Source organism: Bradyrhizobium ivorense (assembly GCF_900696085.1).
Taxonomy (GTDB): Bacteria; Pseudomonadota; Alphaproteobacteria; order Rhizobiales; family Xanthobacteraceae; genus Bradyrhizobium; species Bradyrhizobium ivorense.
On the sequence record NZ_CAADFC020000028.1, the window covers coordinates 800,041 to 824,696 of the forward strand.

The 24,656-nt window shown below is 64.9% G+C and carries 22 protein-coding genes; 7 read left to right on the forward strand and 15 right to left on the reverse strand.

Features of this window, described 5'->3' with window-relative positions:
• Positions 1 to 6 precede the first annotated feature (6 nt).
• The 4 genes from CI41S_RS34860 to CI41S_RS34875 all read right to left on the reverse strand — a co-directional run bounded on the left by CI41S_RS34860 (position 7) and on the right by CI41S_RS34875 (position 4,256).
• Positions 7 to 192 (reverse strand): DUF3311 domain-containing protein, encoded by a 186-nt coding sequence (locus CI41S_RS34860; RefSeq protein ID WP_139480733.1) that lies wholly within the window; start codon positions 190 to 192, stop codon positions 7 to 9.
• A 154-nt stretch (positions 193 to 346) separates the two neighbouring features.
• Complete coding sequence (locus CI41S_RS34865) at positions 347 to 1,312, reverse strand: Bug family tripartite tricarboxylate transporter substrate binding protein (protein WP_244626768.1); 966 nt, start codon at positions 1,310 to 1,312, stop codon at positions 347 to 349.
• A 201-nt stretch (positions 1,313 to 1,513) separates the two neighbouring features.
• Positions 1,514 to 2,851: an IS1182 family transposase gene (locus CI41S_RS34870; protein ID WP_139863518.1), complete on the reverse strand. Its 1,338-nt coding sequence runs from the start codon at positions 2,849 to 2,851 to the stop codon at positions 1,514 to 1,516.
• A gap of 493 nt (positions 2,852 to 3,344) precedes the next feature.
• Positions 3,345 to 4,256: a LysR family transcriptional regulator gene (locus tag CI41S_RS34875; RefSeq protein ID WP_139863519.1), complete on the reverse strand. Its 912-nt coding sequence runs from the start codon at positions 4,254 to 4,256 to the stop codon at positions 3,345 to 3,347.
• Between the two features lie 140 nt (positions 4,257 to 4,396).
• On the opposite strand from CI41S_RS34875, the gene CI41S_RS34880 reads away from it, so the two are divergent.
• The 3 genes from CI41S_RS34880 to CI41S_RS34890 all read left to right on the forward strand — a co-directional run bounded on the left by CI41S_RS34880 (position 4,397) and on the right by CI41S_RS34890 (position 8,319).
• Positions 4,397 to 5,545, forward strand: a complete 1,149-nt coding sequence (locus tag CI41S_RS34880) for an HlyD family secretion protein (protein ID WP_139863520.1) — start codon at positions 4,397 to 4,399, stop codon at positions 5,543 to 5,545.
• Positions 5,546 to 6,221: 676 nt separating this feature from the next.
• Entirely contained in the window at positions 6,222 to 7,829 is a 1,608-nt protein-coding gene (locus CI41S_RS34885; RefSeq protein ID WP_139863521.1) for an MDR family MFS transporter, read from the forward strand.
• Positions 7,830 to 7,860: 31 nt separating this feature from the next.
• The gene (locus CI41S_RS34890; protein WP_139863522.1) at positions 7,861 to 8,319 is read left to right on the forward strand and encodes a carboxymuconolactone decarboxylase family protein; all 459 of its coding nucleotides are present in this window, start codon (positions 7,861 to 7,863) and stop codon (positions 8,317 to 8,319) included.
• Between the two features lie 204 nt (positions 8,320 to 8,523).
• Here the strand turns inward: CI41S_RS34890 and CI41S_RS34895 are convergent, their stop codons facing one another.
• The 7 genes from CI41S_RS34895 to CI41S_RS34930 all read right to left on the reverse strand — a co-directional run bounded on the left by CI41S_RS34895 (position 8,524) and on the right by CI41S_RS34930 (position 14,625).
• Positions 8,524 to 9,384, reverse strand: a complete 861-nt coding sequence (locus tag CI41S_RS34895) for a D-amino-acid transaminase (RefSeq protein WP_139863523.1) — start codon at positions 9,382 to 9,384, stop codon at positions 8,524 to 8,526.
• Positions 9,385 to 9,643: 259 nt separating this feature from the next.
• Positions 9,644 to 10,375 (reverse strand): amino acid ABC transporter ATP-binding protein, encoded by a 732-nt coding sequence (locus CI41S_RS34900; protein WP_139480740.1) that lies wholly within the window; start codon positions 10,373 to 10,375, stop codon positions 9,644 to 9,646.
• 255 nt (positions 10,376 to 10,630) lie between these two features.
• A complete protein-coding gene (locus CI41S_RS34905; RefSeq protein ID WP_139863524.1) occupies positions 10,631 to 11,323 on the reverse strand; it encodes an amino acid ABC transporter permease in 693 nt (230 codons plus the stop codon).
• 2 nt (positions 11,324 to 11,325) lie between these two features.
• On the reverse strand, positions 11,326 to 12,057 hold the full coding sequence (locus CI41S_RS34910; protein WP_139480744.1) for an amino acid ABC transporter permease: 732 nt from the start codon (positions 12,055 to 12,057) through the stop codon (positions 11,326 to 11,328).
• Positions 12,058 to 12,401: 344 nt separating this feature from the next.
• A complete protein-coding gene (locus CI41S_RS34920) occupies positions 12,402 to 13,319 on the reverse strand; it encodes an amino acid ABC transporter substrate-binding protein (RefSeq protein ID WP_139480745.1) in 918 nt (305 codons plus the stop codon).
• Positions 13,316 to 14,212 carry an alpha/beta fold hydrolase gene (locus CI41S_RS34925; protein ID WP_139863526.1) on the reverse strand — a complete coding sequence of 299 codons (897 nt, stop codon included), beginning with the start codon at positions 14,210 to 14,212 and terminating at the stop codon, positions 13,316 to 13,318. Before CI41S_RS34925 ends, CI41S_RS34920 begins: the two co-directional genes overlap by 4 nt.
• Entirely contained in the window at positions 14,209 to 14,625 is a 417-nt protein-coding gene (locus tag CI41S_RS34930) for a hypothetical protein (protein WP_139863527.1), read from the reverse strand. Before CI41S_RS34930 ends, CI41S_RS34925 begins: the two co-directional genes overlap by 4 nt.
• Positions 14,626 to 15,026: 401 nt before the next feature.
• On the opposite strand from CI41S_RS34930, the gene CI41S_RS34935 reads away from it, so the two are divergent.
• The 3 genes from CI41S_RS34935 to CI41S_RS34945 all read left to right on the forward strand — a co-directional run bounded on the left by CI41S_RS34935 (position 15,027) and on the right by CI41S_RS34945 (position 18,131).
• Positions 15,027 to 15,971 (forward strand): tripartite tricarboxylate transporter substrate binding protein, encoded by a 945-nt coding sequence (locus CI41S_RS34935; protein WP_229178220.1) that lies wholly within the window; start codon positions 15,027 to 15,029, stop codon positions 15,969 to 15,971.
• Positions 15,972 to 16,126: 155 nt separating this feature from the next.
• The gene (locus CI41S_RS34940) at positions 16,127 to 16,612 is read left to right on the forward strand and encodes a tripartite tricarboxylate transporter TctB family protein (RefSeq protein ID WP_139863528.1); all 486 of its coding nucleotides are present in this window, start codon (positions 16,127 to 16,129) and stop codon (positions 16,610 to 16,612) included.
• A gap of 10 nt (positions 16,613 to 16,622) precedes the next feature.
• Positions 16,623 to 18,131, forward strand: a complete 1,509-nt coding sequence (locus CI41S_RS34945; RefSeq protein WP_139863529.1) for a tripartite tricarboxylate transporter permease — start codon at positions 16,623 to 16,625, stop codon at positions 18,129 to 18,131.
• A 365-nt stretch (positions 18,132 to 18,496) separates the two neighbouring features.
• Here CI41S_RS34945 and CI41S_RS34950 read toward each other — a convergent pair whose 3' ends face one another.
• The 3 genes from CI41S_RS34950 to CI41S_RS34960 all read right to left on the reverse strand — a co-directional run bounded on the left by CI41S_RS34950 (position 18,497) and on the right by CI41S_RS34960 (position 22,385).
• The gene (locus CI41S_RS34950) at positions 18,497 to 19,342 is read right to left on the reverse strand and encodes an IclR family transcriptional regulator (RefSeq protein WP_139863530.1); all 846 of its coding nucleotides are present in this window, start codon (positions 19,340 to 19,342) and stop codon (positions 18,497 to 18,499) included.
• Between the two features lie 162 nt (positions 19,343 to 19,504).
• A complete protein-coding gene (locus tag CI41S_RS34955; RefSeq protein WP_139863531.1) occupies positions 19,505 to 20,791 on the reverse strand; it encodes an MFS transporter in 1,287 nt (428 codons plus the stop codon).
• 208 nt (positions 20,792 to 20,999) lie between these two features.
• Positions 21,000 to 22,385, reverse strand: coding sequence for a M20 family metallopeptidase (locus tag CI41S_RS34960; protein ID WP_139863532.1), 1,386 nt, complete (start codon positions 22,383 to 22,385; stop codon positions 21,000 to 21,002).
• Between the two features lie 206 nt (positions 22,386 to 22,591).
• Between CI41S_RS34960 and CI41S_RS34965 the strand changes: the two genes are divergently transcribed.
• Positions 22,592 to 23,959, forward strand: a complete 1,368-nt coding sequence (locus tag CI41S_RS34965) for an LLM class flavin-dependent oxidoreductase (RefSeq protein WP_139863533.1) — start codon at positions 22,592 to 22,594, stop codon at positions 23,957 to 23,959.
• Between the two features lie 239 nt (positions 23,960 to 24,198).
• Here the strand turns inward: CI41S_RS34965 and CI41S_RS34970 are convergent.
• The coding region (locus CI41S_RS34970; RefSeq protein WP_172628300.1) for a transposase at positions 24,199 to 24,656 on the reverse strand (458 nt) is incomplete at its 5' end.

Genomic DNA, 24,656 nt, shown 5'->3' on the forward strand with positions numbered 1-24,656 from the left:
GCCCCCTCACCGCGTCTCGTCGCGCTCAGGCGCGCGGCTGCGATAGACCAGCCAGATCAGCAGCGAGGAAATCGGCACCCAGGCGAGCTGGTACCAGTAGAAGAAGGGAAAACCGAACAGCGATGGTTCGGCGAAGTTGTAGAACGGCACCCACAGCAAGCCGATGAACGGCAGCAGCAACAATATCCACATCAGCCTACTCATTAAGCCATAGCGTTGCCCATGCGCGGCGATCTCGCCGGCACTGCCCCGCGATCAACGATCCAGGAACCTGTTCGTTGCGTCTAGAATCACGGTTACGGCAATGCGACGCAAAAAGATGTGATCGTCGCCTCGCGCATGCCAGCTACTCCAACTTGATGCCGGCGTCCCCGATCACCTTGCGCCAACGCGCCTCCTCGCCGGCAAAGTGGCGGTCGAGCTCGGCCGGCGGCGCTGCGACCATCACGAGGCCCTCATTGAGGCCGAGCTTCTTGAAGGCGTCGGACTGCACCGCTTTGGCGGCGGATTTGTTCAGGCGCTCGATCACATCAGGCGGGGTGTTCGCCGGCGCGAACAGGCCGTACCAGGATTCCGCGACATAGCCCGGCACGCCGGCCTCCGCCACCGTCGGCAGTTGCGGGAACGCCGCCGAGCGTTCGGCCGAGGTCACCGCGATGGCGCGCAACTGCCCGGCCGCAACCAGCGACGCGCAGCTCGCCACCGTCGTGAACATCACCTGGATCTGGCCGCCGAGCAAATCGGTGATCGCCGGCGCCGCGCCCTTGTAGGGCACGGTGGTGAGATTGACGCCGGCCAGATGCTTGAACAGCTCGCCGGCGAGATGCGCCGAGGTGCCGGTGCCATAGGTGCCGTAGGAGAGCTTTTCCGGATCGGCCTTCGCGGCCGCAATCAGATCGGCGATCGATTTCACCGGCGAAGCGGGATTGACAACGACGACATTGAAGGAGCGCGCGACCAGCGCCACCGGCACAAAGTCCTTGTGCGGGTCATAGGGCAGCTTCTTGTAGAGGCTCGGATTGACCGCGTTGGCGAACGTGCCCATCAGCAGCGTGTAACCGTCGGCCGGGCTGATGGCGACGCTCTGCGTGCCGATGATGGTGCCAGCCCCCGGCTTGTTCTCGATAATGACGGTGCCGCCAAGATCCTTCTGCATCTCCTGCGCCAGCGTCCGCGCCACCACATCGGTGCCGCCGCCCGGCGCGAACGGCACCACGATCTTGACGACATGGTCGGGGTAGGCGGCGCAGGCGGGTGACTGCAGCAGCACGCTTGCTGCGATCGCGAAGAATAGGGTCAGGATACGATGCATGGCGGGCCCCCGGGGCGGTATCTCTTTCATACACGCGGACGCCATGCGTGCGGCGCGGGCGGTTATGAGCGAAGGAAGCGCTGCGCGCGACACTGCCCGACCCGTCATCCTGAGAGCTTGTGACCCTATGCGATCGGGCACCATTTGGCGCGATAGGGCGATGGCGATCAGGCGGCAGCCCTCAAGGTTGGCGGGGTCTGGTCACGCGGCTTGGGCCAGGAGCCTGTGTCCGGCGAGAACGTTGTTGGCGAGGGCAAACCAGCGCAGCACTGTGAGCACTTTTTCGCGACCCCGAACCGTGAACTGGCGCAGGCCCCAGTTGCGGAAGCGGGCATTGATGCATTCGCCTGGCGCCCGGCGTTTGTAGACGCGCTTGCCGTGAGGGCTTTTCATCCGTCTGCGCCAGGCGGCCATGCCGGAGCCGTCTTCAGGGCGCGGCGCATAAGGATCGGTCTCATGCTTGCTGTTGGCCGGCGGACCATAGACCTTGATGCCTTGGCTGGCAGCCCATTCGATGTCCTCGTTCTTGTTGAAGCCGCCGTCGACAAGGTAACGCTTCGCGTGACCATAAAAGCCCGCAAGCCGTTCCTGCATTGGCCGCATCAGGCCGCGGTCCGAGCCGACATTGGTCACATCCACGGCAATGGCGATCTGTCCCTCGGCGACGCTTGCGACTTGGCAGTTGTAGGCGGGACGGAAGCCACCATCGGCCATCTTCATGACCCGCGCCTGCGGGTCGGTCGTGGAAACACGCGGCTCGGAGCGCTTGCTCCCCTTCTTTCTGTTGTTCCTGTTCTCGCGGCCGCGGCGCGCCCGATGCGCTTCGATGGCGGCAAGCTGCTCGAGCGCCGCGGCAACACGCGCCTCGCGTTCACGGGCCGCACGGTCCTCTGCAGCTCGGATACGCCTGTTGCTGGCGTCAGGATCATCGTCATTCTCCTGCCGCAGGTGCTCGACCAGACGCTTGGCTTTCTTCAACTCCTTGTGGAGCTTCTTCCTGCGCCGGAACGAACTTGCTCCGGCCGAGGCGCGCACACGCACGCCATCCTGTACCACCTCATCAAGCTCGATCACGCCAGCTACCGAGAGCGAGGCAACGTGCTCCACCAGCAACTGCTCCAAAAGCTGCGGATGCGCCGTGCGGAACTCCGACAGGCTGTGATAGTTCACGCTCACTCCGCCGCACAGCCAACGATAGGCATCATGGCTCTCGCACAGCCGTGCCAGGGCCCGCGCACTGCCGACACCCTGACTGGTGGCAAACAACCACAACGCCAATTGCAGGCGTGGGCTGACCGGCGCTTGACCCGGACCATGGGCACGCGCCCGAACGGTCTCCTCCAGGACCCTCAGGTCGAGCCTCTGGACATAGGCCCAGATCACGCGAGCCGGATGATCGGCCGGCAGCAGCGCCTCAAGATCCACCGCGCGCAACTCAACCTGATCGCGGACAGGCTCACGAAGCCGCGGGCTTCCCGGCCACTCCCGCGCAACCGCCTCAGCTTCAGGCAGATCCCCAAACAGCGTGTCTCGTGACATCCGCGCCTCCATCGACCTTTGAAAGCAGGGAATCATCCGACTCACGCCGACGCAAACAAAAACCCGCCAAATCACATAGATTCACAGCTTCTGAGGTGCGAGCCTTGCGGCGCATTGCGCCGTTGGGCGAGCCTCGAAGGATGAATCGGCCCTGGCCGTCGATCCTTCGAGGGCCGCTGAAGAAGCGGCCGCCTCAGGATGACGGGGATGGTTTGCTCAGCTTGCTCGGTGTCATCACCCGGCTTGACCGGGTGATCCAGTATTCCAGAGACGCCGGTGATAGAAGCGAAAGGCCGCGGCGTACTGGATCGCCCGGTCAAGCCGGGCGATGACAACGGTAGATGAGGGCAAAGCTTCACATTCTCTCAGGATGACGGGATGGAGTTGCGCGGCTCCATCCACGTCATTGCGAGCGAAGCGAAGCAATCCATCGTTCCGCATTCGCCGAGGCATGGATTGCTTCGTCGCTATCGCTCCTCGCAATGACGGCAGCTCACGAATACGGATTGATCAGCTTTTGCTGCTCGGTGGCGTGGTGGACCAGGAGGTCGATGAAGGTGCGCACCTTGGCCGAGAGGTGATGGCGGTGCGGATAGACCGCGTTCATGGTGAACTCGACCGGGCGGTATTCCGGCAGCAGGCGCACCAGCTGCCCCGACTCCAATTCGTCGCGCACCAGAAAACCCGCGGCGAGGAAGACGCCGACGCCGGCGAGTGCCGCGAGCTTCAACGTTTCACCGCTGTTGGAGATCAGGTTGCCCGCCACCCTCACCGCGGCCGGAGCGCCCTTGCGGTCGATGAAATGCCAGTCGTCGCCGAACGGATAGTTGGCGTGGCGCATGCAGTTGCGCGTCGTGAGCTCGGCGAGCTGCTCCGGCTTGCCGTGCTGCTCGATATAGCCGTGCGAGCAGCACAGCACGTGGCGCCAGGTGGCGATGGTGCGCACGATCAGGCTGGAGTCCGGCGGCGGCACCATGCGCACCGCAAGATCAAAATTCTCGTCGATCAGATCGACATTGCGCTCGCCGATCGCGAGGTCGACCTTGACGTCCGGATAGGTCGCGAGGAACTCGGCGACCGCGGGCGACAGAAACTGGACCAGATGGGTGTTGGTGAAGATGCGCAGCGTGCCGCGTGGCACCGATTGCTGTGCGCCGGCGAGTTCATCGGCCTGCTCGATGTCGGCGAGGATCTGGATGGCGCGGTCGTAATAGGCCTGGCCGATTTCCGTGAGGCTGACCTTGCGCGTGGTGCGGTTGAGCAGCCGCACGCCGAGCCGGTCCTCCAACGATTGCACATGGTTGCTCACCATGGTCGTCGACATGTTGAGCCGGCGGCCGGCCGCGGAAAAGCCGCCGGAGTCCACGACCCGGACGAAGGCGGTCAGGCTGGTCAGGCGGTCCATGTAGCAAGCCCGGGATTGTCAGCGCTGGCTTGATAATGCTTCCAGTTTTATCGGGATTATCACAGCGGGGAGGACATTGCATCTAAGGCAGTCGAAAGGCGCCCTTTCTGCAAGGACGCACGCTCGACCCGGAGGATGCCATGTCGACGACCACCTATGTCCCTGAAGAATCGACGAAAATCGACGTCCGCCCGTCACGGAAGGTGATCAAGCGGGCAGCGCTCGCGCTGGCCGCGGCGCTCGGCATCGTCGTCGCCGCCGACTTCGGCTACGACTACATCACCACTGGCCGTTACCTCGAGTCGACCGACGACGCCTATGTGAAGGCGGATACCACGATCATCGCGCCGAAAGTGTCGGGCTATATCGCCCGGGTGCTGGTGACCGACAACCAGCCGGTTAAGGCCGGGCAGCTGCTGGCAGAGATCGACGACCGCGATTATCGCACCGCGCTCAACCAAGCCAGGGCCGATGTCGACGCCGCTGACGCGGCCGTCCGCAACCTCGATGCGCAGCTCGCGCTGCAGCAGCCGGTGATCGACCAGAGCAAGGCCGACGTCACCGCCGCCGAAGCCAATCTGAAATTCGCGCAGGAGGAGCAGGCCCGCTACGACGGGCTGATGAAATCCGGCTCCGGCACCATTCAGCGCGCGCAGCAGACCGACGCCGCACTGCGCGCCAACACCGCGCAGCTGCAGGGCGCGAAATCGGCGCTGTCAGCCGCCGAGCGCAAGGTCGACGTGCTGACGACGCAGCGCGCGCAGGCGGTGGCGCAAGCCGATCGGGCGCGCGCGGTCGAGCACCAGGCCGAGCTGAACCTGTCCTACACCGAGATCAAGGCGCCGGTGGACGGCACGGTCGGCGCCCGCACGTTGCGCGTCGGCCAGTATGTGCAGGCCGGCACCCAGCTCATGGCCGTGGTGCCGCTCGACGCGGTCTATGTAGTCGCCAATTTCAAGGAGACCCAGCTCACCAACGTGCGCAACGGCCAACCGGTCGAGCTCACCGTCGACAGCTTTCACAACACCAGGCTGAAGGGCCATGTCGACAGCCTGTCGCCGGCCAGCGGCCTCGAGTTCGCGCTGCTGCCGCCCGACAACGCCACCGGCAACTTCACCAAGATCGTGCAGCGCGTGCCGGTGAAGATCGTGCTCGACGACGACAACCTCACCGGCCTGCTGCGGCCGGGCATGTCGGCGGTGCCGGTCATCAACACCAAGGCCGCGGTGGTTGCGGAGCGCGAAACGAAGCGGCGCGTGGCGGCGGCGGGCAAGCCGGACGGGGGGTAGCGGCGGCAGTCAACGCGAGACGAAGCGCGATCGATCGGTGGATGGATGGCGCTTTGCTGTCCGCGAGCTCTCTTCGCCTCTCCCGCTTGCGGGGGAGGCCGCATTGCATCGCAGATGCAATGCGGGTGGGGGCTTTCTCCACCGCATGACTCGCGGAGAGAGCCCCCACCCCACCCTCCCCCGCAAGCGGGAGAGGGAGCCTGAGAGGTGTGCTCACCTCACGAACTGACCATCATGGTCGAAGCGCGATCGATCGGTGGATCGGTCGCGCTTACTTTCCTGCGCCTCTGGCTTCGTGCCACACGCTCCGGCGTCAGGGCTCCCTCCCCCCTTGCGGGGGAGGGTTGGGGAGAGGGGTGCCGCTTGCGCTAACGTCGGACGCATTGCGCGAACACTGGTCCCGAAAGTCACGTGCCGGCAGGATTGAGATAGCTCACGCAAATCTCTGATGTCAGCGCCCGGGGTACCCCTCTCCCCAACCCTCTCCCGCAAGGGGAGAGGGAGCCTGAGGGGCGTGCTCACCTCACCACGCAGAGGACAGCAACTTCGCGCGTCGTCACGTCCACTGTTCGTCACGCGCATTATCAATCGCCGCCTGACAATCCTTCCAATCTTTCCCGGATTATCGAAAGTGGCCGCCTAATGCATCCTCGCGATGCAAGCTAGGACAAATCCGATGACCGCACTCAACCCTGCCGCAAATGCCGCCGCCCTCCCCACCCCCGCAAGCCCGGCCGCCCCCGCTGTGCCGGCAAAAGTCTGGATCGCGGTGGTTGGCGCCAACCTCGGCGCGTTCATGGCGGTGCTCAACATCCAGATCGTCAACGCCTCGCTGGCCGACATTCAGGGCGCGATCGGGGCCGGCATCGACGACGGCGGCTGGATCTCGACCTCCTATCTGATCGCCGAGATCATCGTGATCCCACTGAGCGGCTGGCTCGCCCAGGTGTTCTCGGTGCGGATCTATCTGCTCACCAACGCGCTGCTGTTCCTGCTGTTCTCGGCGGCCTGCGCGCTGGCGCAGAACCTGCCGCAGATGATCGTGCTGCGCGCCATCCAGGGTTTTTCCGGCGGCGTGCTGATTCCGATGGCGTTCACGCTGATCATCACGCTGCTGCCGAAGGCCAAGCAGCCGATCGGGCTCGCGCTGTTCGCGCTGTCGGCCACCTTCGCGCCGGCGATCGGTCCGACCATCGGCGGCTATCTCACCGAGAACTGGGGCTGGGAGTACATCTTCTACGTCAACCTGGTGCCGGGCGCGATCATGGTCGGCATGCTGTTTTTCTCGCTCGAGTCGAGCCCGATGAAGCTGTCGCTGCTCGCGAAGGGCGACTGGCCCGGCATCATCACGATGGCGATCGGGCTTGCCGCGCTGCAGACCGTGCTCGAGGAAGGCAACAAGGACGACTGGTTCGGCTCGCCCTTCATCGTCAAGCTGTCGGTGATCGCCGCCGTCGCGCTCGCCGCGTTCCTGGTGATCGAGTTCACCGTGAAGAAGCCGCTGCTCAATCTGCGCCTGCTCGCCCGCCGCAATTTCGGCTTCGGCATGCTGGCCAACTTCCTGCTCGGCATCGCGCTGTACGGCTCGGTGTTCATCCTGCCGCAATACCTGGCACGCATCCAGGGCTACAACGCCGAGCAGATCGGCCTGGTGCTGGCCTGGACCGGCCTGCCGCAGCTGCTGCTGATCCCGCTGGTGCCGCGGCTGATGCAGCGCTTCGATGCCCGTATCCTGATCGGCATCGGCTTCGCGCTGTTCGCTGTCTCCAACTTCATGAACATCACCATGACCAACGATTACGCGACGGACCAGCTGTTCTGGCCCAACATCGTCCGCGCCATCGGCCAGGCGCTGGTGATGGCGCCGCTGTCGGCGGTGGTGACCGGCGGCGTCGAGGTCGAGAATGCAGGCTCCGCCTCCGCGCTGTTCAACATGATGCGCAATCTCGGCGGCGCGGTCGGCATCGCGCTATTGCAGACGCTGCTGACCAAGCGCGAGCAGTTTCACTCCAACGTGCTGACCCAGCAGGTTTCGCTGTTCGACCCGGCGACCCGCGCGCGGATCGCGCAGCTCACCCAGTACTTCATGAACCACGGCATCGCCAACCAGCTCGACGCCACCAGCCGCGCCTTGGTCGCGATCGGCAAGATCGTGCAGAAGCAGGCCTACATCCTCGCCTTCAGCGATACCTTCTATCTGCTCGGGGTCGCGCTGATCGTGGCGTTGATCGCGGGCCTGTTCCTGAAGGAGCCCGGCCAGCTCAGCGGCGGCGGCGCGCACTAACCATCATTCAACACACCAAAGGAGAACGACGATGAAACCCCGCATGAACTTCTACCAGGCCGCACCGGAAACCATCAAAGCGCTGGTATCAGTCGAAAGCCAGATCAGCGCCAGCGGCCTCGAGCAGTCGCTGATCGAGCTGGTGAAGACCCGGGCGTCGCAGATCAACGGCTGCGCCTACTGCATCAACATGCACACCGACGACGCCCGCAAGCATGGCGAGACCGAGCAGCGGCTCTATCTGCTCAACGCCTGGCGCGAGTCGCCGCTGTATTCCGACCGCGAGCGCGCCGCGCTGGCCTGGACCGAGGCGCTGACGCTGGTCGCGGAAACCCATGCGCCCGACGCCGATTACGAGGCCGTGCACGCCGCGTTCTCCGACACCGAGCTCGCCAATCTGACCATGCTGATCGGCACCATCAACGCCTGGAACCGAATCGCGATCGGTTTTCGCGCCGTGCATCCGGTGAAGGTGAAGGTCGCGGCGTAGGGCGTGAGCTGCCATGTGCGCCGGAACTAGAGCCGCGCGCACAATCCATCACCGTCACCCTGAGGTGGCCGCTTCTTCAGCGGCCCTCGAAGGGTCGACGGCCCGGCTCTCGCCACTGGAGCGTAGCTAAATGCGGAGCCAGCAGGGCCGTGCATCCTTCGAGGCTCGCAAGGGCTCGCACCTCAGGATGACGGGTCGAACCCTTTAGACCGCAGTCGCCCTGGCGAATTCGATGTAGATCTCGCGCAGGCGGGCCGTCATCGGGCCGACCTTGCCGTTGCCGACTTCCCTGCCGTCGATCTTGACCACGCCTTGCACGAACACCGAGGCGCTGGTGGTGAAGGCTTCCTTGGCGGCGAGTGCTTCGGCCACGGTGAAGGCGCGCTCCTCGATGCGGAGCTGGCGTTCCTCTGCGAGCTTGACCACGGCCTTGCGGGTGCAGCCCGGCAAAATCTCGTTGCCGTTCTGCCGCGTCACGATGACGTCGTCCTGGGTGACGATGAAGGCCGAGGACGAGCCGCCCTCGGTGACCTTGCCGTCCTCGATCATCCAGGCCTCGCCGGCGCCGGCTTCCGCCGCGGCCTGCTTGGCCAGCACCTGCGCCAGCAGCGCGACGCTCTTGATGTCGCGGCGCTCCCAGCGGATGTCGGGCACGGTGATGACGTTGATGCCGGCCTTGGCGGAGGGCGCGTTGATGATGTCCTTTTCCGAAGTGAACATGATCAGGGTCGGCTTGACGTCGGCCTTCGGGAAGGCGAAGTCGCGCCCGGTGTCGGCGCCGCGGGTGACCTCGAGATAGACCATGCCGTTGACGAGGTTGTTGCGCCTGACCAGCTCCTTCTGGATCTCCTCGATCCGCTCCAGCGTCTCCGGGAGCTTGAGCTGGATCTCGCCGACCGAGCGCTCCAGCCGCGCCAGATGCGAGGCGTTGTCGATCAGCTTGCCCTCAAGCACCGCGGCCACTTCATAGATGCCGTCGGCGAACAGAAAGCCGCGGTCGAACACCGAGACCTTGGCCTCGGAATGCGGCACATACGAGCCGTTGACGTAAGCGATCTTTTCCAAGCGGGTTCTCCTGCGGACGAAGGGCTGGTTTCAGGCCTTCGTATACGCAAATTGCGCGCGGTGATAAAGCCTCCGCGGCCGTCATTCCGGGGCGCGCCGGTTGGCGCGAACCCGGAATCCATTGCACCGCGGGCAATGCGGCCCGATGGGTTAGAGCGTCATTGCGAGCGAAGCGAAGCAATCCATCGTTCCGCACAAACGGATGGATGGATTGCTTCGCTGCGCTCGCAATGACGTGGAGGGGCCGGTGCCCGCAGCCTCAGTGCTGCAAAATCTTCGACAAGAACTTCTGCGCGCGGTCGCTGCGGGGCTGGCCGAAGAAGTCGGCCTTCTTGGCGTCCTCGACGATCTCGCCGCGGTCCATGAAGATGACGCGGTCGGCGACCTTGTTGGCGAAGCCCATCTCGTGGGTGACCACCATCATGGTCATGCCCTCGCGGGCGAGGTCGACCATGACGTCGAGCACCTCGCTGATCATCTCGGGATCGAGCGCCGAGGTCGGCTCGTCGAACAGCATCGCGATCGGATCCATCGCCAGCGCCCGCGCGATGGCGACGCGCTGCTGCTGGCCGCCGGACAATTCCGCCGGAAACTTTTTGGCGTGATCCTTCAGCCCGACCCGCTCCAGGAGCTTCATGCCTTTGGCCAGCGCGTCCTCATGCTTGCGGCCGAGCACCTTTTCCTGCGCGAGGCAGAGATTGTCGACGATGCGCAGATGCGGAAACAGCTCGAAATGCTGGAACACCATGCCGACCCGCGAGCGCAGTTTCGGCAGATCGGTCTTGGGGTCGTTGACCTTGACGCCGTCGAGAATGATCTCGCCGCCCTGGATCGGCTCCAGCGCGTTGACGCATTTGATCAGGGTCGACTTGCCCGAGCCGGACGGGCCGCAGACCACCACCACCTCGCCCTTGGCAACGCTGGTGGTGCAATCCTTCAGCGCCTGAAAACTCGGCCCGTACCATTTATTGACGTGATTGATCTCGATCATGATGGCTCAACGGTTGCAGCGAAAACGGTCGAACACCTCTCCCACCCAACTCGGGTTTACCCGAGTTGGGCAACTAAAATTGTCGAAGTCGGATATATCCGACTTCGATGGGAGAGGTCGGCGCGAAGCGCCGGGTGAGGGGTTACGGTCTACGGATGGAACGAAACCCCTCACCCGGATCGCTGACGCGATCCGACCTCTCCCTATGGGAGAGGTGAAGGGCACCGCCGGTGCAAAGTCGGCTGACATTGTCGGCTACCGAACGATGGCGATGCGCGACTGCAGGCGGCGGACGCCGTAGGACGCGACACAGGAAATGACGAAGTAGACCAGCGCGGCGAACAGATACATCTCGACCAGGCGGCCGTCGCGCTGCGCCACCTTGCTGGCGGCGCCGAGGAAGTCCGGGATCGAGAGCACGTAGACCAGCGAAGTGTCCTGGAACAGCACGATGGTCTGGGTCAGCAGCACCGGCAGCATGTTGCGGAACGCCTGCGGCAGCACGACGTAGCGCATGGTCTGCGCGTAGGTCAGGCCGAGCGCGCTGGCCGCAGCGGGCTGGCCGCGCGAGATCGACTGGATGCCGGCGCGCATGATCTCGGAGAAATACGCCGCCTCGAACGCGATGAAGGTGATCAGCGAGGAGGCGAAGGCGCCGACCGAAATGGGGCGCGACGCGCCGGTCAGCCACTGTCCGATATACGGCACCAGGAAGTAGAACCAGAAGATCACCAGCACCAGCGGCAGCGAGCGGATGAAGTCGACATAGATGCCGGCGATGCGCCCGAGCGTTTTGTAGCCGGACAGCCGCATCAGGGCGATCAGCGTGCCGAACACCAGGCCGCCGAAGGCTGCGAGTGCCGTCAGGGTCAACGTGAAGCGCATGCCTTCGAGGAACAGATAGGGCAGCGAGCGGCGGATGACATCGAAGTCGAAACTGCCGAGCATCGTCATTTCCCCGAAATGTAGCCGGGGATCGCGACATAGCGCTCAAGCAGGCGCATCCCGGTCACCACGACGAAATTGAGGAGCAGATAGAGCACGGTCGCCGCGGTGAACGCCTCGAACACCTGGAAGGAGAACTCCTGCATCGAACGCGCCTGTCCGGTCAGCTCGATCAGGCCGATGGTGATGGCGACCGCGGTGTTCTTGATGGTGTTGAGGAACTCCGAGGTCAGCGGCGGCAGGATGATGCGAAACGCCATCGGCAGCAGCACGTAGCGATACATCTGCACCGTGGTGAGGCCGAGCGCGGTCGCGGCCTGCTTCTGCCCGCGCGGCAGCGAGCCGATGCCGGCCTGCAATTGCACCGCGACGCGCGCCGACATGAACAGGCCGACGCCGATCGCCGCGGTCCAGAACGGCGCGTTCGGCAATTGCTTCAGCCACAGCCCGGCGGCCCTCGGCAGCAATTCCGGCAGCACGAAGAACCACAGGAACAGCTGCACCAAGAGCGGCATGTTGCGGAAAAACTCGACGTAAGCGAAGCCGATCCAGGACGCGGTCCGCGACGGCAGCGTGCGCAGCACGCCGATCACCGAGCCTGTGACCAGCGCGATGATCCAGGCCAGCAGCGACGTCTTGACGGTGACCACCAGTCCCGCCAGCAACAGGTCGAGATAGGTGCCGGTCCCCATCGGGTTCGGCTCAAGGAAGATGTGCCAATTCCAGTTGTAGTTCACAGGTCCCCCGCGCAGCCGCGCCGATCACGCATGACGGCGGCATCCGTGCAGCAAGTGCACATCTGCCGCCACTATGCAAATGTCCGGCCATTCTCCTCCAAAAACGGCCGGACATGGTTCTTCCATTTCGCCTCTCCCCGCTTGCGGGGAGAGGCAGAGGCCGCCTTCGGCGGCCGTACTCAAGAAGAACGCCGAAGCAGAGCTTCGGCTACGTTGCATCGCAAGATGCAATCCGGGTGAGGGGGCTTCCGCGAGTCCGATGTTCACCGACTTCGCGGCGCCAGCCCCTCACCCTGACCCTCTCCCCGCGAAGAGCGGGGAGAGGGAATGAAAGCTCTCTCGCCTTAGTTCACCAGATACGCATCCGGATCGGGCGAGTCCGACGGCTTGGCAAGCTGCTTCTTCATCTCCGGTCCGAGCGGCACGTTGAGATTGAGGCCCTTCGGCGGGATCTTCTGGGTGAACCACTTGTCGTAGATCTTCTGGCCCTCGGCGCTGGTGTAGAGCGCGGCGGTCGCAGCGTCGACGACCTTCTTGAACGGCGCATCATCCTTGCGCAGCATGATGCCGTAGGGCTCCGGTTTGGAGAACGCGTCCTTGGAGATCACGTAGTCGTCCGGCGCCTTGGAGCCGGCGACAAGGCTCGCCAGCAGAATGTCATCCATCACGAAGGCAACCGCGCGGTCGGTCTCGACCATCAGGAAGGCCTCGGCGTGATCCTTGGCCGGGATGATGTTGACGCTCAGCCCGCGCGCGAGGTTGGCCTCGGTGAGCTGCTTGATGTTGGTGGTGCCGGCGGTCGAGACCACCGTCTTGCCCTTCAGGTCATCGATCGAGTTGATCTTGCTCGCCTTCTTCGTGACGTAGCGGCTCGCGGTCAGGAAGTGGGAGTTGGTGAAGGAGACCTGCTTCTGGCGCTCGGCGTTGTTGGTGGTCGAGCCGCATTCGAGGTCGACGGTACCGTTGGCCATCAGCGGGATGCGGGTCGCCGAGGTGACCGGATTGAGCTTGACCTCGAGCTTGTCGAGCTTGAGCTCCTTCTTGATGGCGTCGACGATCTTGTAGCAGATGTCCATGGCGTAGCCGATCGGCTTCTGGTTGTCGTCGAGATAGGAGAACGGGATCGAGGAATCGCGGTAGCCGAGCGTGATCGCGCCGGTGTCCTTGATGTTCTTCAGCGTGCCGGTCAATTCCTGGGCCTGCGCCTGGCCCGCGCCGAGCGCGGCGGCGAGCGCGAAGCCGATCAGATATTTGCGTGTCATGCGTCTACTCCTTGCGTGGAAACGGTCGATGTGTGTGTGAGAATGTCGGCGAGGACAGGTGCGATGTAGCGGCGAAACTGATCGGGATTCTCGCTCATCGGAAAATGACCGAGCTTCTCCATGATCGTGACGCTGGCGCCCCCTATTGCCGCTGCCGTCCGCCTCGTGTCCTCTGGCGTGCAGGAGAAATCATACTCGCCCGTGAGCAGATAGAGCCTGCATACTTTAGTATCGATTGACGCGACCCGGCTGCGCAGGTCGCCGTCGACACGGTAGAAATACAGGTCGCCCTTGAACACGCCGGGGCCGCCCTGCTTGTAGGCCCACAGCGTTTCCATCCGCGCGTCATCGGGACTTTGCGGCGCAATCAATCCCGAGACCAGCGCGGCGCAGACCTCGCCGCCGTGCACGTCCGGGCGGTTCAGCCAATCCGTATCGTACCACGGCGCCTGGAAGTCGGCAGCCTCGAGCCCGATCAGCGCGCGGAATTCGGCAGCGTGTTCGATCGCAAGGTTGAGCACGATGCGGCCGCCGATCGAGCAGCCCATCACGACCGGCTTCTCCAGGCGGAGCGCATGGCAGAAGGCGCGGATGGTTTCGGTGTAGCGCGCAGTGGTGAGCTGGTATTCATCGCCGGTCCAGCTTTTCGGCGGATTCGACTTGCCATGCCAGGGCATATCGAAGGCAATGATGCGGAAATTTGCAGCAAATTCGCTGTCCGCGAGCAGATGCCGCCACTGCCGCGCATCGGAGCCCGCGGTGTGCAGGCAGACCAGCGGAATGCCCTTGCCGTGCTCCTCGAAATAGATGCGGTGCGCCTCGCCGCCGATCTCGACGTGAACGTAGCGGCCGACCATCGGCTCGATCTGGCCGTGCTCGATGCGACGGCTCATGGCGCGGCCGCCGCGAATTGCTGACGCGGCAGCGCCAGCAGATCCTTGAAATACTGCAGATGCGTCATGAAGGGATAGAGGTCGCCCTCCAGCACCGCCTCGCCGCGCTTGGTCAACGCCAAGAGATCGTGCCAACCGGGTTCGGGCTCGGCCTGCCAGTACGCCGTCCAGGCCCGCGGCGTGGCGCGGTAGGCGAAGCGCCAGGAGCGCATCAGGCGCGGCGACGGCGAGAGATCAACGATGCGGCCGGCGCGGATCGCGGCGTGAAACGGCTGCTCCATCGGTCCGATCAGGCAATCGCAATCGAGCCGCCGGCCGCGCGCAATCAGCTGCGGCGCCCGGTCGAGCAATGCGGGAAGGCCGGCAAACACCCTGATGACGGCGTCGTCGGTGGCGTCGGGCGATGGCGTCATCGGTCGGGCAGCATTCCTGCGTTGGAACGACCCATGATGACCGGAAGCGTGGGCTCTCGCAAGGTGCCCATGCCCTTGGGTTCCCTGGATTATTCGCTTGACCAAACGCAGCACGCGGGTCATGGCGCGGCCCCCCGGGGACCGCCCCGCGCGGTCTCGGCCATGCCCGTCGATCGGCGCAAAATGCCGGGCTAATTCCGCACCTCGGCACATCGCGGCAGACCAATTGTCGCAGCTGCGGCTCCGCGGCGAATTCGGCCTTCCGTTGCCCGCCGCGTTCTGTCCAATGCGGCTTGTGTCCCTGCGATGGCAGGGATCATCATCCACCACTGAACAAGACCGGCGCGCGACGCAACGCGGCCGCAAGGGAGAGACCAAGAATGTCCCAGCGCAATCGTTTGATGGTCCTGCTCGCCGCCGCCGGCATGCTGGTCTCGGCCGTGGCGCACGCCCAGGATTATCCGACCAAGCCGATCACGCTGATCGTGCCGTGGCCGGCCGGCGGCTCGACCGACATCTCGATGCGTGCGATCGCCGACAGCGCCTCTAAGGTGCTGGGCCAGCCCGTCACCATCGACAACAAGGCGGGCGGCGGCGGCACCGTCGGCCCCGCCACGATGGCCGCGACCGCCAAGCCGGACGGCTACACCATCGCACAGCTGCCGATCACCGTGTTCCGCCTGCCGCTGATGCAGGAAGTGTCCTGGGATCCGGCGAAGGACTTCTCCTACATCATCCATCTCACCGGCTACACCTTCGGCGTCACCACCAGCGCGGAGTCGCAGTTCAAGACCTGGCAGGACGTGATCGATTTCGCCAAGAAGAATCCCGGCAAGGTGACCTATGCGACGCCGGGCACCGGCACCTCGCTGCATATCGGCATGGAACAGATCGCCGCGATGGCCGGCATCAAGCTGACCCAGGTGCCGTTCAAGGGCGGCGCCGAGACCAACGCCGCGGTGCTCGGACAGCACACCATGCTGCAGGCCGATTCCACCGGCTGGCGGCCGCTGGTCGATGCCGGCAAGCTCAAGCTGTTGATGGTGTGGACCGGGGCGCGCTCGCCGAACTATCCCGACGTGCCGACGCTGAAGGAACTCGGCTATCCCATGGTCTACGACTCGCCGTTCGGCATCGCAGGCCCCAAGGGCATGGACCCCAAGATCGTCGCCAAGCTGCACGACGCCTTCAAGAAAGCGCTCGAGGACCCGGCGGTAATCGCGACGCTCGCCAAATACGATATGGTGCCGAACTACAAGAACACCGAGGACTACAAGAAGTTCGTGGTCGAGGTCACCGAGTCCGAGCGCAAGGTGATCGACACGCTCGGGCTGGCGAAGAAGTAGGGCTGGAGCTGCCGCAAGCACCGGCGTCATCCTGAGGTGCGAGCCGCGCTTGCGGCTCGCCTCGAAGGATGGACCGGAGCACCGTCGCCCTTCGAGGGCGTCGCTACGCTCCGCCATCTCAGGTGACGATACGAACGATTTCCGAAGGCATTCCCATGAGTGACCAAACCAACGTCAAACTCCGCCTCAACAACTCCGAGCTCTGGGGCGGGCTGATCGGGCTTGCGCTCGGCGCCTTCGTAATCTGGTCGGGCCTGAAGCTGAAGCTCGGCACCATCAACGATCCCGGCTCCGGCTATGTGCTGTTCTACACCGGCATCCTGATGTGCGCGTTCGCAGCCTCGATCATCGTCTCCGCAGTCACCGAGGGCGGGCCGAGCTTCGCCTCGCGCTGGGAGCATGCGCGCTGGAGCAAGCCGGTTCTGGTGATCGCCTGCCTGACCGCGTTCGCCTTTGCGCTGGAGCCGCTCGGCTTCCTGCTCTCGGCGATTCCGCTGATGCTGCTCCTGCTGCGCCTGATCGATCCGGTGCGCTGGCCGGTGGCGATTCCGATCGCCATCCTGGCGCCGCTCGGGATGTGGTGGGTGCTGAAGCACCTGCTGTCCATTCAGTTGCCGCACGGCATGTTCGAGATCGGCTGAGGCGCGGCCCATGGATACCCTTGCCAACGTCGCTCACGGCCTCGGCGTCGCGCTGCTGCCGATCAACCTGCTCTACTGCTTCATCGGCGTGTTCATCGGCACGCTGGTCGGTGTGCTGCCCGGCATCGGCCCGATCTCGGCGATGTCGCTGCTACTGCCGGTGACGCTCTCGGGCACGCCCGAGTCCGGCATTATCATGATGGCCGGCATCTATTACGGCTCGATGTATGGCGGCTCGACCACCTCGATCCTGGTCAACATCCCCGGCGAAGCCGCTTCCGTCGTTACCTGCATCGACGGCCACCAGATGGCCAAGCAAGGCCGCGCCGGCCCCGCGCTCGGCATCGCCGCGTTCGGCTCGTTCATCGCCGGCACTTTCTCGCTGGTCGCGCTGATGCTGGTCGCGCCGTCGCTCGCCGGCATCGCCATCGCGTTCGGCCCGGCCGAATATTTCAGCCTGATGGTGCTCGGCCTCGTGGTGCTCACTTTCCTCACGCAAGGCTCGATGGCCAAGGCGCTGCTGATGGCCTGCATCGGCGTCGTGCTCGGCCTGGTCGGGCTCGACAGCATCACCGCGCAGCCGCGGCTGACCTTCGGCCGCATCGAGCTGATCGACGGCATCGGCCTCGTGCCCGTGGTAATGGGCCTGTTCGGCGTCGCCGAGGTGCTGCTCAACACCGAGCAAGCGATCAAGCGCGACATCATCAACACCAAGATCACCCAGCTCTTGCCCAACAAGGAGGACTGGAAGGCCAGCGCCGGGCCGGTGACGCGCGGCACCCTGCTCGGCTTCTTCCTCGGCATCCTGCCGGGCGGCGGCGCCGTGGTGGCGTCGTTCGCATCCTATGCGCTGGAGAAGCGGCTCTCGAAACATCCCGAGCGCTTCGGCCATGGCGCGATCGAGGGCGTCGCGGGGCCGGAGTCGGCCAACAATTCCGCGGCCGGCGGCGCCTTCATTCCGCTGATGACGCTCGGCATCCCGCCGAACGTGGTGATGGCGCTGTTGCTCGGCGCCTTCGTGATCCACGGCCTGCAGCCCGGACCGCTGTTGATCTCGCAAAACCCCGGCCTGTTCTGGGGCATCGTCGCCAGCATGTATATCGGCAATCTGATGCTGCTGGTGCTCAATCTGCCGATGATCGGGATGTGGGTGCAGTTGTTGCGGCTGCCCTACAACGTGCTGTTCCCGCTGATCATCCTGTTCACCATCATCGGCGTCTATTGCTCCAGCAACAATGTGTTCGACGTTCACGTGATGATCGCGTTCGGCGTGATCGGCTATTTCATGCGCAAGCTCGGCTACGAGCCGGCGCCGCTGGTGCTCGCCTTCGTGCTCGGACCGATGCTGGAGAACAATCTGCGCAAGTCGCTGATCCTCTCGCAGGGCGATCTCATGACCTTCGTGGAGCGGCCGATCTCGGCGGTCTGCCTCGCCTTCGCCGCCGTGCTGCTGATCGGCCCGCTGCTGCCGGCGCTGCGCAAGAAGCGCGATCTGGTGGCGCTGGACGAGGGGGCTTGATCAAGGCGAGCTGCGCTCGCATCGGCGGTGTGCCCCCTCTCCCCGTTCTTCACGGGGAGAGGGTCGGGGTGAGGGGCTCTTTCCGCATAAGCGGTGACAGTGGGACTCGCGGAGACTCCCCCTCACCCGGATCGCATCTTCGATGCGTTCCGGCCTCTCCCCGCAGGCGGGGAGAGGCGAAGTGGAGCCGCGTCGGCGGTCTGCTCCCTCGCCCCGTTCTTCACGGGGAGAGGGTTGGGGTGAGGGGCTCTCTCCGCGTGGACGCTCACAGTTGGACTCGCGGAAGCCCCCTCACCCGGATCGCATCTTCGATGCGTTCCGGCCTCTCCCCGCGCGCGGGGAGAGGCGAAGCAAGCGGCGCCGCCTCAGCCCACCTTCCCGCCGCGCCCGTTCTTCGGCGCCTGGGCCATCGCGCGGGCCAGCACCTGGGCTTCCTTCTTCAGCATCTCGGCAAGCTCGGCCTCGCGGCGGCGGATGCGATCGGACGCGGCACCGATCGAGAGCGCGGCGACCACTTCGCCGGTTTCGTCGCGGACCGGGACGCCGACCCCGCCCATGCCGGGAAACGCCGCATCGATCAGCACGGTGTGGCCGGCCTTACGCGCGGTCGCGATCTTCTCGCGCAGGAATTTTGGCGTGATCCGCGGCGATTTCGCCAGCCGCGGCACGATCACTTCGATCACCGCCTCGATCTCCGCGTCCGGCAGCCACACCAGCAGCGCCAGCGCACCGGCGCCGACGCCGAGCGGACGGCGGCTGCCGATCTGCAAGTAATTCGGCTGCAGCGGATTACTGCCGACCGAGCGCGCGAGATAGAGCGCCTCGACGCCGGAGCGCACCGACAACAGCGCGGTGTCGGCGGAACGCTCGGACAGCCGCAGCAGGCTCGGCTGCGCCAGCTCGGCGATATCGACCGAGCGCCGGGCGCCGACCGCCATCACCCGCGCCTCCTGGCCGAGCTCGTAGGTCTTGGCGCCGGTGACCCGGCTGACAAAGCCTTCCTCGATCAGCGAATTGAGGATGCGCAGCGCGGTCGCCTTGTTCAGGGAGGTGGCGTCGGCGATGTCGGTCAGCCGCAGCGGCGAGCGCTGCGCCAGCACGCGCAGCACCGCACAGACTTTCTGGATGGCGTTGAACTTGTCGGCCTGGCCGGGCTCCGGCAGCGGCCGCTTCCGGGCCGCCCGTGCGGTCGCAGTCGTGGACGCGTTCATGCCTGCCTCAATCGCCGATCGTGATCAGCCGCCATCCTAGAGCGGATGACGGCGACGGCACATCGTATACTTTCGTCAGGTGAAACTTTGATTTCAACTATCTACGCTGCTTTGCAGCAAAGCGGTGCGGCGAATTTCGTGATGCGAAATCCGCAGCATGATCTACGCGAGCCGCATCCTGCGGATCGTGAACAGCGCGCCGAGGCTGAGGATGCAGACCGCGGTGAGATAATAGCCCGGCGCGAGATCGCCGATCGGTGCAAAGAGGCCCATCCAGGTCACGATCGCCGGCCCCATGCCGCCGAACACGGTGACGCCGATATTGTAGCTGAGGCCGAGCCCGGTGGCACGCGTCGCCGGCGGAAACAGTTCCGACATCAGTGCGGCCAGCGGCCCGTAATACAGCGACTTGAGCATGCCGAGCCAGAGCACGCCGAGCAGCACGATCATCGGCGTCGGATTGCCGGTGAGCAGCAGGAAGGCTGGGAAGATCGACACCAGCAGCAGCAGCGCAAAGATGATCATGTGCGTGGTGCGGCCGATCCTGTCGGAGACCAGGCCCGCGATCGGCGCCAGGATCGCGACCGCGGTCTGCGCGACCAGCGAGGCGACGAACCCGACCGACGGCGCCATGTGCAGCTTCTGCACCACATAGGTCGGCATGTAGACGATCAGATAGTTCACCGCGGTCGACACCGCGAGCGCGCCGATCGCCAGAATGGTGGCGAGCTTCTGCCGCGTGAACAGCTCGACGACGGGCGATTCCTGCTTGGTTGCCGGCGGCGGTGTGGCGTCGTCGACATGGTTGCGGATGTAGATGCCGACCGGACCGATCAGCACGCCGAACAGAAACGGCAGCCGCCAGCCCCAGGATTGCAGATCCTCCGGGCTCATGACCGTGGTCAGCAGCGCGCCAAAGCCTGCCCCTAACAGGCCGCTGACGCCCTGGCTCGCGAACTGCCAGCTCGCGACGAAGCCGCGCCGTTCCGGCATGTGCTCGACCAGGAACGCGGTCGATGAGCCGAACTCGCCGCCGGCCGAAAAGCCCTGCACCAGCCGCGCCAGGATCACCGCGATCGGCGCCACGATGCCGACGCTCTGGTAGGTCGGCATCACCGCCAGCGCCAGCGTGCCGAAGGTCATCAGCACGATCGACAGCATCAGCGAAGCCTTGCGGCCGTGCCGGTCGGCATAGGCGCCGAGCACCAGGCCGCCGATCGGCCGGATCATGAATGACAGACCGAAGGTGCCGAAGGTCAGCAGCAGCGAGGTAGTCGGATCATTGGCGGGGAAGAACGCCTTGGAGAGATAGACCGCGAAATAGGCATAGACCGAGATGTCGTACCATTCGAGCGCGTTGCCGACCGAGGTCGCGACGATCAGGCGGGTGATGTTTTTCTTATCGACCGTAGCTGCGCGCTGCGCGTCGGCGGGCGTTGATAGCGTCATTGTGTTTCCTTTGCCGACTTCAGCGTCGATCCATCCGTTCGTCATGCCCGGGCTTGACCCGGGCATCCACGTCGTCCCCGTCATCCTGAGGTGCGAGCCCTTGCGAGCCTCGAAGGATGCACGGCCACCAGCCGGGCCGATTCATCCTTCGAGGCTCGCCGAAGAGGCTCGCACCTCAGGATGACGGGGAACGGGCGAGCCTAGCTCCTCACCCCTTATGCTTTGCTTCGCCGAGGTCCCAGAACAGGCCGGCCATGATGGTCAGCGCCTCCTCGGTCACCGGCAGCAGGATGTGCTCGTCGGGGGCGTGCTGCGAGCAGCCCGGATAGGAGTGCGGCACCCAGATCGTCGGCAGCCCAAGGCCCTCGGAGAACACGTCGTTGGGCAGCGAGCCGCCGAAATTCGGCAGCACCGCGGGCGCCTTGCCGGTGGTGGCGCGGATCGAATTGGCCGCCCAGTCGATCCAGGGACTGTCCATGTCGGTGCGCGACGCGCCAAAACGCTGCGCGCCTGATACCTCGACCATCGGAAATCCGTTGTTGTGCAGATAGTCGCGCACCGCGTCGATCACTTCGAGATACTTGGTGCCGACGACGAAGCGGAGTTGCAGCACCGCGTTGGCCTTGCCGGGAATCGCATTGGCCGGCTTGTCGATGTTGCCCGACGACATCGCCAGCACTTCGAGCGTGTTCCAGGCATAGAGCCGCTCGGCCGGGGTCAGGCCCTCCTCGCCCCAACCCTCGGCGAGCTGCGGTTCATCGGCGGACGGCTCGATCTTGACGTCGGCGAGCGCGGCGCGGACGCGATTGGAGATCGGCGGCGGCTTCATGATCTCGAGCTTCATGCGGCCCTTGCCGTCGACCAGGCTGGCGATCGCATTGCAAAGGATGGTCGCGGGATTGGCGAGCACGCCGCCCCAATTGCCGGAATGGTTGCCGCCCTCGCGCAAATTGACGTCGAGATGGATGCGGTTGCCGCCGCGGCAGCCGAGGAAGATGGTCGGCCGCTCCGCCGACAGCCGCGGCCCGTCGGAGGCGATGAACAGATCGGCCTTCAGCTCCTCGCGGTGCGCCTCGCAAACCTCGCGCAGGTCGGGCGAGCCGATCTCCTCGCCGGTCTCGATGATGAATTTTGCGTTAAAGCCGAGCTTGCCGCCGCGCGCCTGCTTCACCGCGCGCAGCGCCGCCATGTTGATCGAGTGCTGGCCCTTGTTGTCGGCGGTGCCGCGGCCATAGACGCGCTCGCCCTTGACCGTGGTCTGCCACGGATTGAGGTTGTCGCGCCATTCGCCGACCATGCCGTCGACGACATCGCCATGGCCGTAGGTCAGCACGGTCGGCCGCGCGGCATCTTCCTGGTAATCGGCGATCAAATAGGGCCCGCGGCCGGTCGGCGATTCGATCAGGCGGGTCTTGAAATCGAGCTCGGCGAAGGCCGGCTGCAGATTCTCGACCAGATAGGCGCGCAGCGCGTCGGCCTTGTCGGCGTTCAGGCTCTCGGTCTGGTAGCCGACCCTGCGGTTCAGTTCCTGCAAAAACTGCCCCGATTGAAAATGCTCTCGCACCTTTGCGATTGCGTCGGCCCGTGTCGCCATGATTGTCCCTTCAGCGAGTCAGATTCGAGCATGATCTTTCCGGATCGTGCTTCCAGAGAGCGGCAACCTATCGGGATCGGATCGCGACCGGAAGGGCGCGAAACGCGAATGGGCCTTGCCAAAACGTGGGGAGTGGCAACAAGTTGCACGCGGGGAAGCCCGGCATCCGACCGGGCATCAATTGAAGCGGCGCGCAAGGTTTCACAATGACAAAACAGATCCGGCTCAACGCCTTTGCTATGAACTGCGTGGCGCATCAGTCACCGGGGCTGTGGACCCATCCGCGCGACCGCACCAAGGACTACAACACGCTTGGGTACTGGACGGATCTCGCGAAGACGCTGGAACGCGGGCGGTTCGACGGCCTGTTCCTGGCGGACGTGCTCGGCGTCTACGACGTCTACGCGGGCAGTCCCGATGCCGCACTGCGCAACGCGGCGCAGACGCCGGCCAACGAGCCGTTGATGCTGATCCCGGCGATGGCCGCGGTGACGCAAAATCTCGGCTTTGGCGTCACCAGCAATCTCTCCTTTGAGCCGCCCTACCCGTTCGCGCGGCGGATGTCGACGCTCGATCATCTGACCGGCGGCCGGGTCGGCTGGAACGTGGTGACCGGCTATCTCGATTCGGCCGCACGCGGCGCCGGCAAGGACAAGCAGACCGCGCATGACGACCGCTACGAGCTCGCCGACGAATATATGGAGCTGGTTTACAAGCTCTGGGAAGGCAGCTGGGAGGACGACGCCGCGGTCCGCGACGTCGCGCGCGGCCGGTTCACCGATCCTGCGAAGGTGCATCCGGTGCGCCACGAGGGCAAGAACTACCGGCTCAACGCGATCCATCTCTCGGAACCGTCGCCGCAGCGCACGCCGGTGCTCTATCAGGCCGGCACCTCGCCGCGCGGCCGGGAGTTCGCCGCCGAGCATGCCGAATGCGTCTTCATGTCGGGACCGTCGGCCAAGGTGATCGGCCCGCGGGTGTCGGCAATCCGCGAGCTCGCCGCCCAAAAGGGCCGCAACCCGGCTGAGATCTTGATGTTCTCGATGATGTGCATCGTGGTCGCGCCGACCGAGGCGGAGGCGAAAGCAAAATACGCCGAGTATCGCAGCCATATCAGCCATGAGGGCGCGCTGGCGCTGATGTCGGGCTGGACCGGCGTCGACTTCTCGACCTATTCGCTGGACCAGGAGGTGCGCCACGTGCAGAACGACGCCGGCCGCTCCGCGATGGACAACGTCACCCGCGCCGATCCCGACAGGGTCTGGACCGTGCGCGAGGTCGCCGAACATGTCGGCATCGGCGGCGCCGGCCCCGTCGTGGTCGGCTCACCCGCGCAGGTCGCCGACAAGATCGAGCAATGGTTCGAGGACACAGACGTGGACGGCCTCAACGTCGCCTTCGCGATCTCGCCCGGCGATTTCGAGGACATCGCCGACATGCTGGTGCCGGAGCTGACGAAGCGCGGCCGCTACAAGCGCGAATACGCGAAGGGCACGCTGCGCGAAAAACTGTTCGGCGCAGGACGTGCGCGGCTCGACGGCACGCATCCGGGGAGCCGGTATCGGGTGAAGTAGGCTGGAGCAGAGCAATGATCTCCGTCATTGCGAGCGAAGCGAAGCAATCCATCGCTCCGCATATGCTGAACGATGAATTGCTTCGTCGCTTCGCTCCTCGCAATGACGGGGAAGATGCGTAGCAACCTTAGGCATCCCGTCATCCTGAGAGCTTGTGACCCTAACAGGGGTGACCGCGCCATTTGGCCCAGTAGAGCGATGGCGATCAGGGCGCAACCCTCAAGGTCGCTGGTGTTTGGTTATGCTGCTTGGGCCAGGAGCCTGTGTCCGGCGAGGACGTTGTTGGCGAGGGCGAACCAGCGCAGCACGGTGAGCACTTTTTCGCGACCCCGAACCGTGAACTGGCGCAGGCCCCAGTTGCGGAAGCGGGCGTTGATGCATTCGCCCGGCGCCCGGCGTTTGTAGACGCTCTTGCCGTGCAGGCTTTTCATCCGTCTGCGCCAGGCGGCCATGCCGGGGCCGTCCTCGGGGCGTGGTGCATAGGGATCGCTCCCATGCTTGCTGTTGGCCGGCGGGCCATAGACCTTGATCCCCTGGCTAGCAGCCCATTCGATGTCTTCGTGCTTGTTGAACCCGCCGTCGACAAGGTAACGCTTCGCGTGACCATAAAGGCCCGCAAGCCGTTCCTGCATTGGCCGCATCAGGCCGCGGTCCGAGCCGACATTGGTCACATCCACGGCAATGGCGATCTGTCCCT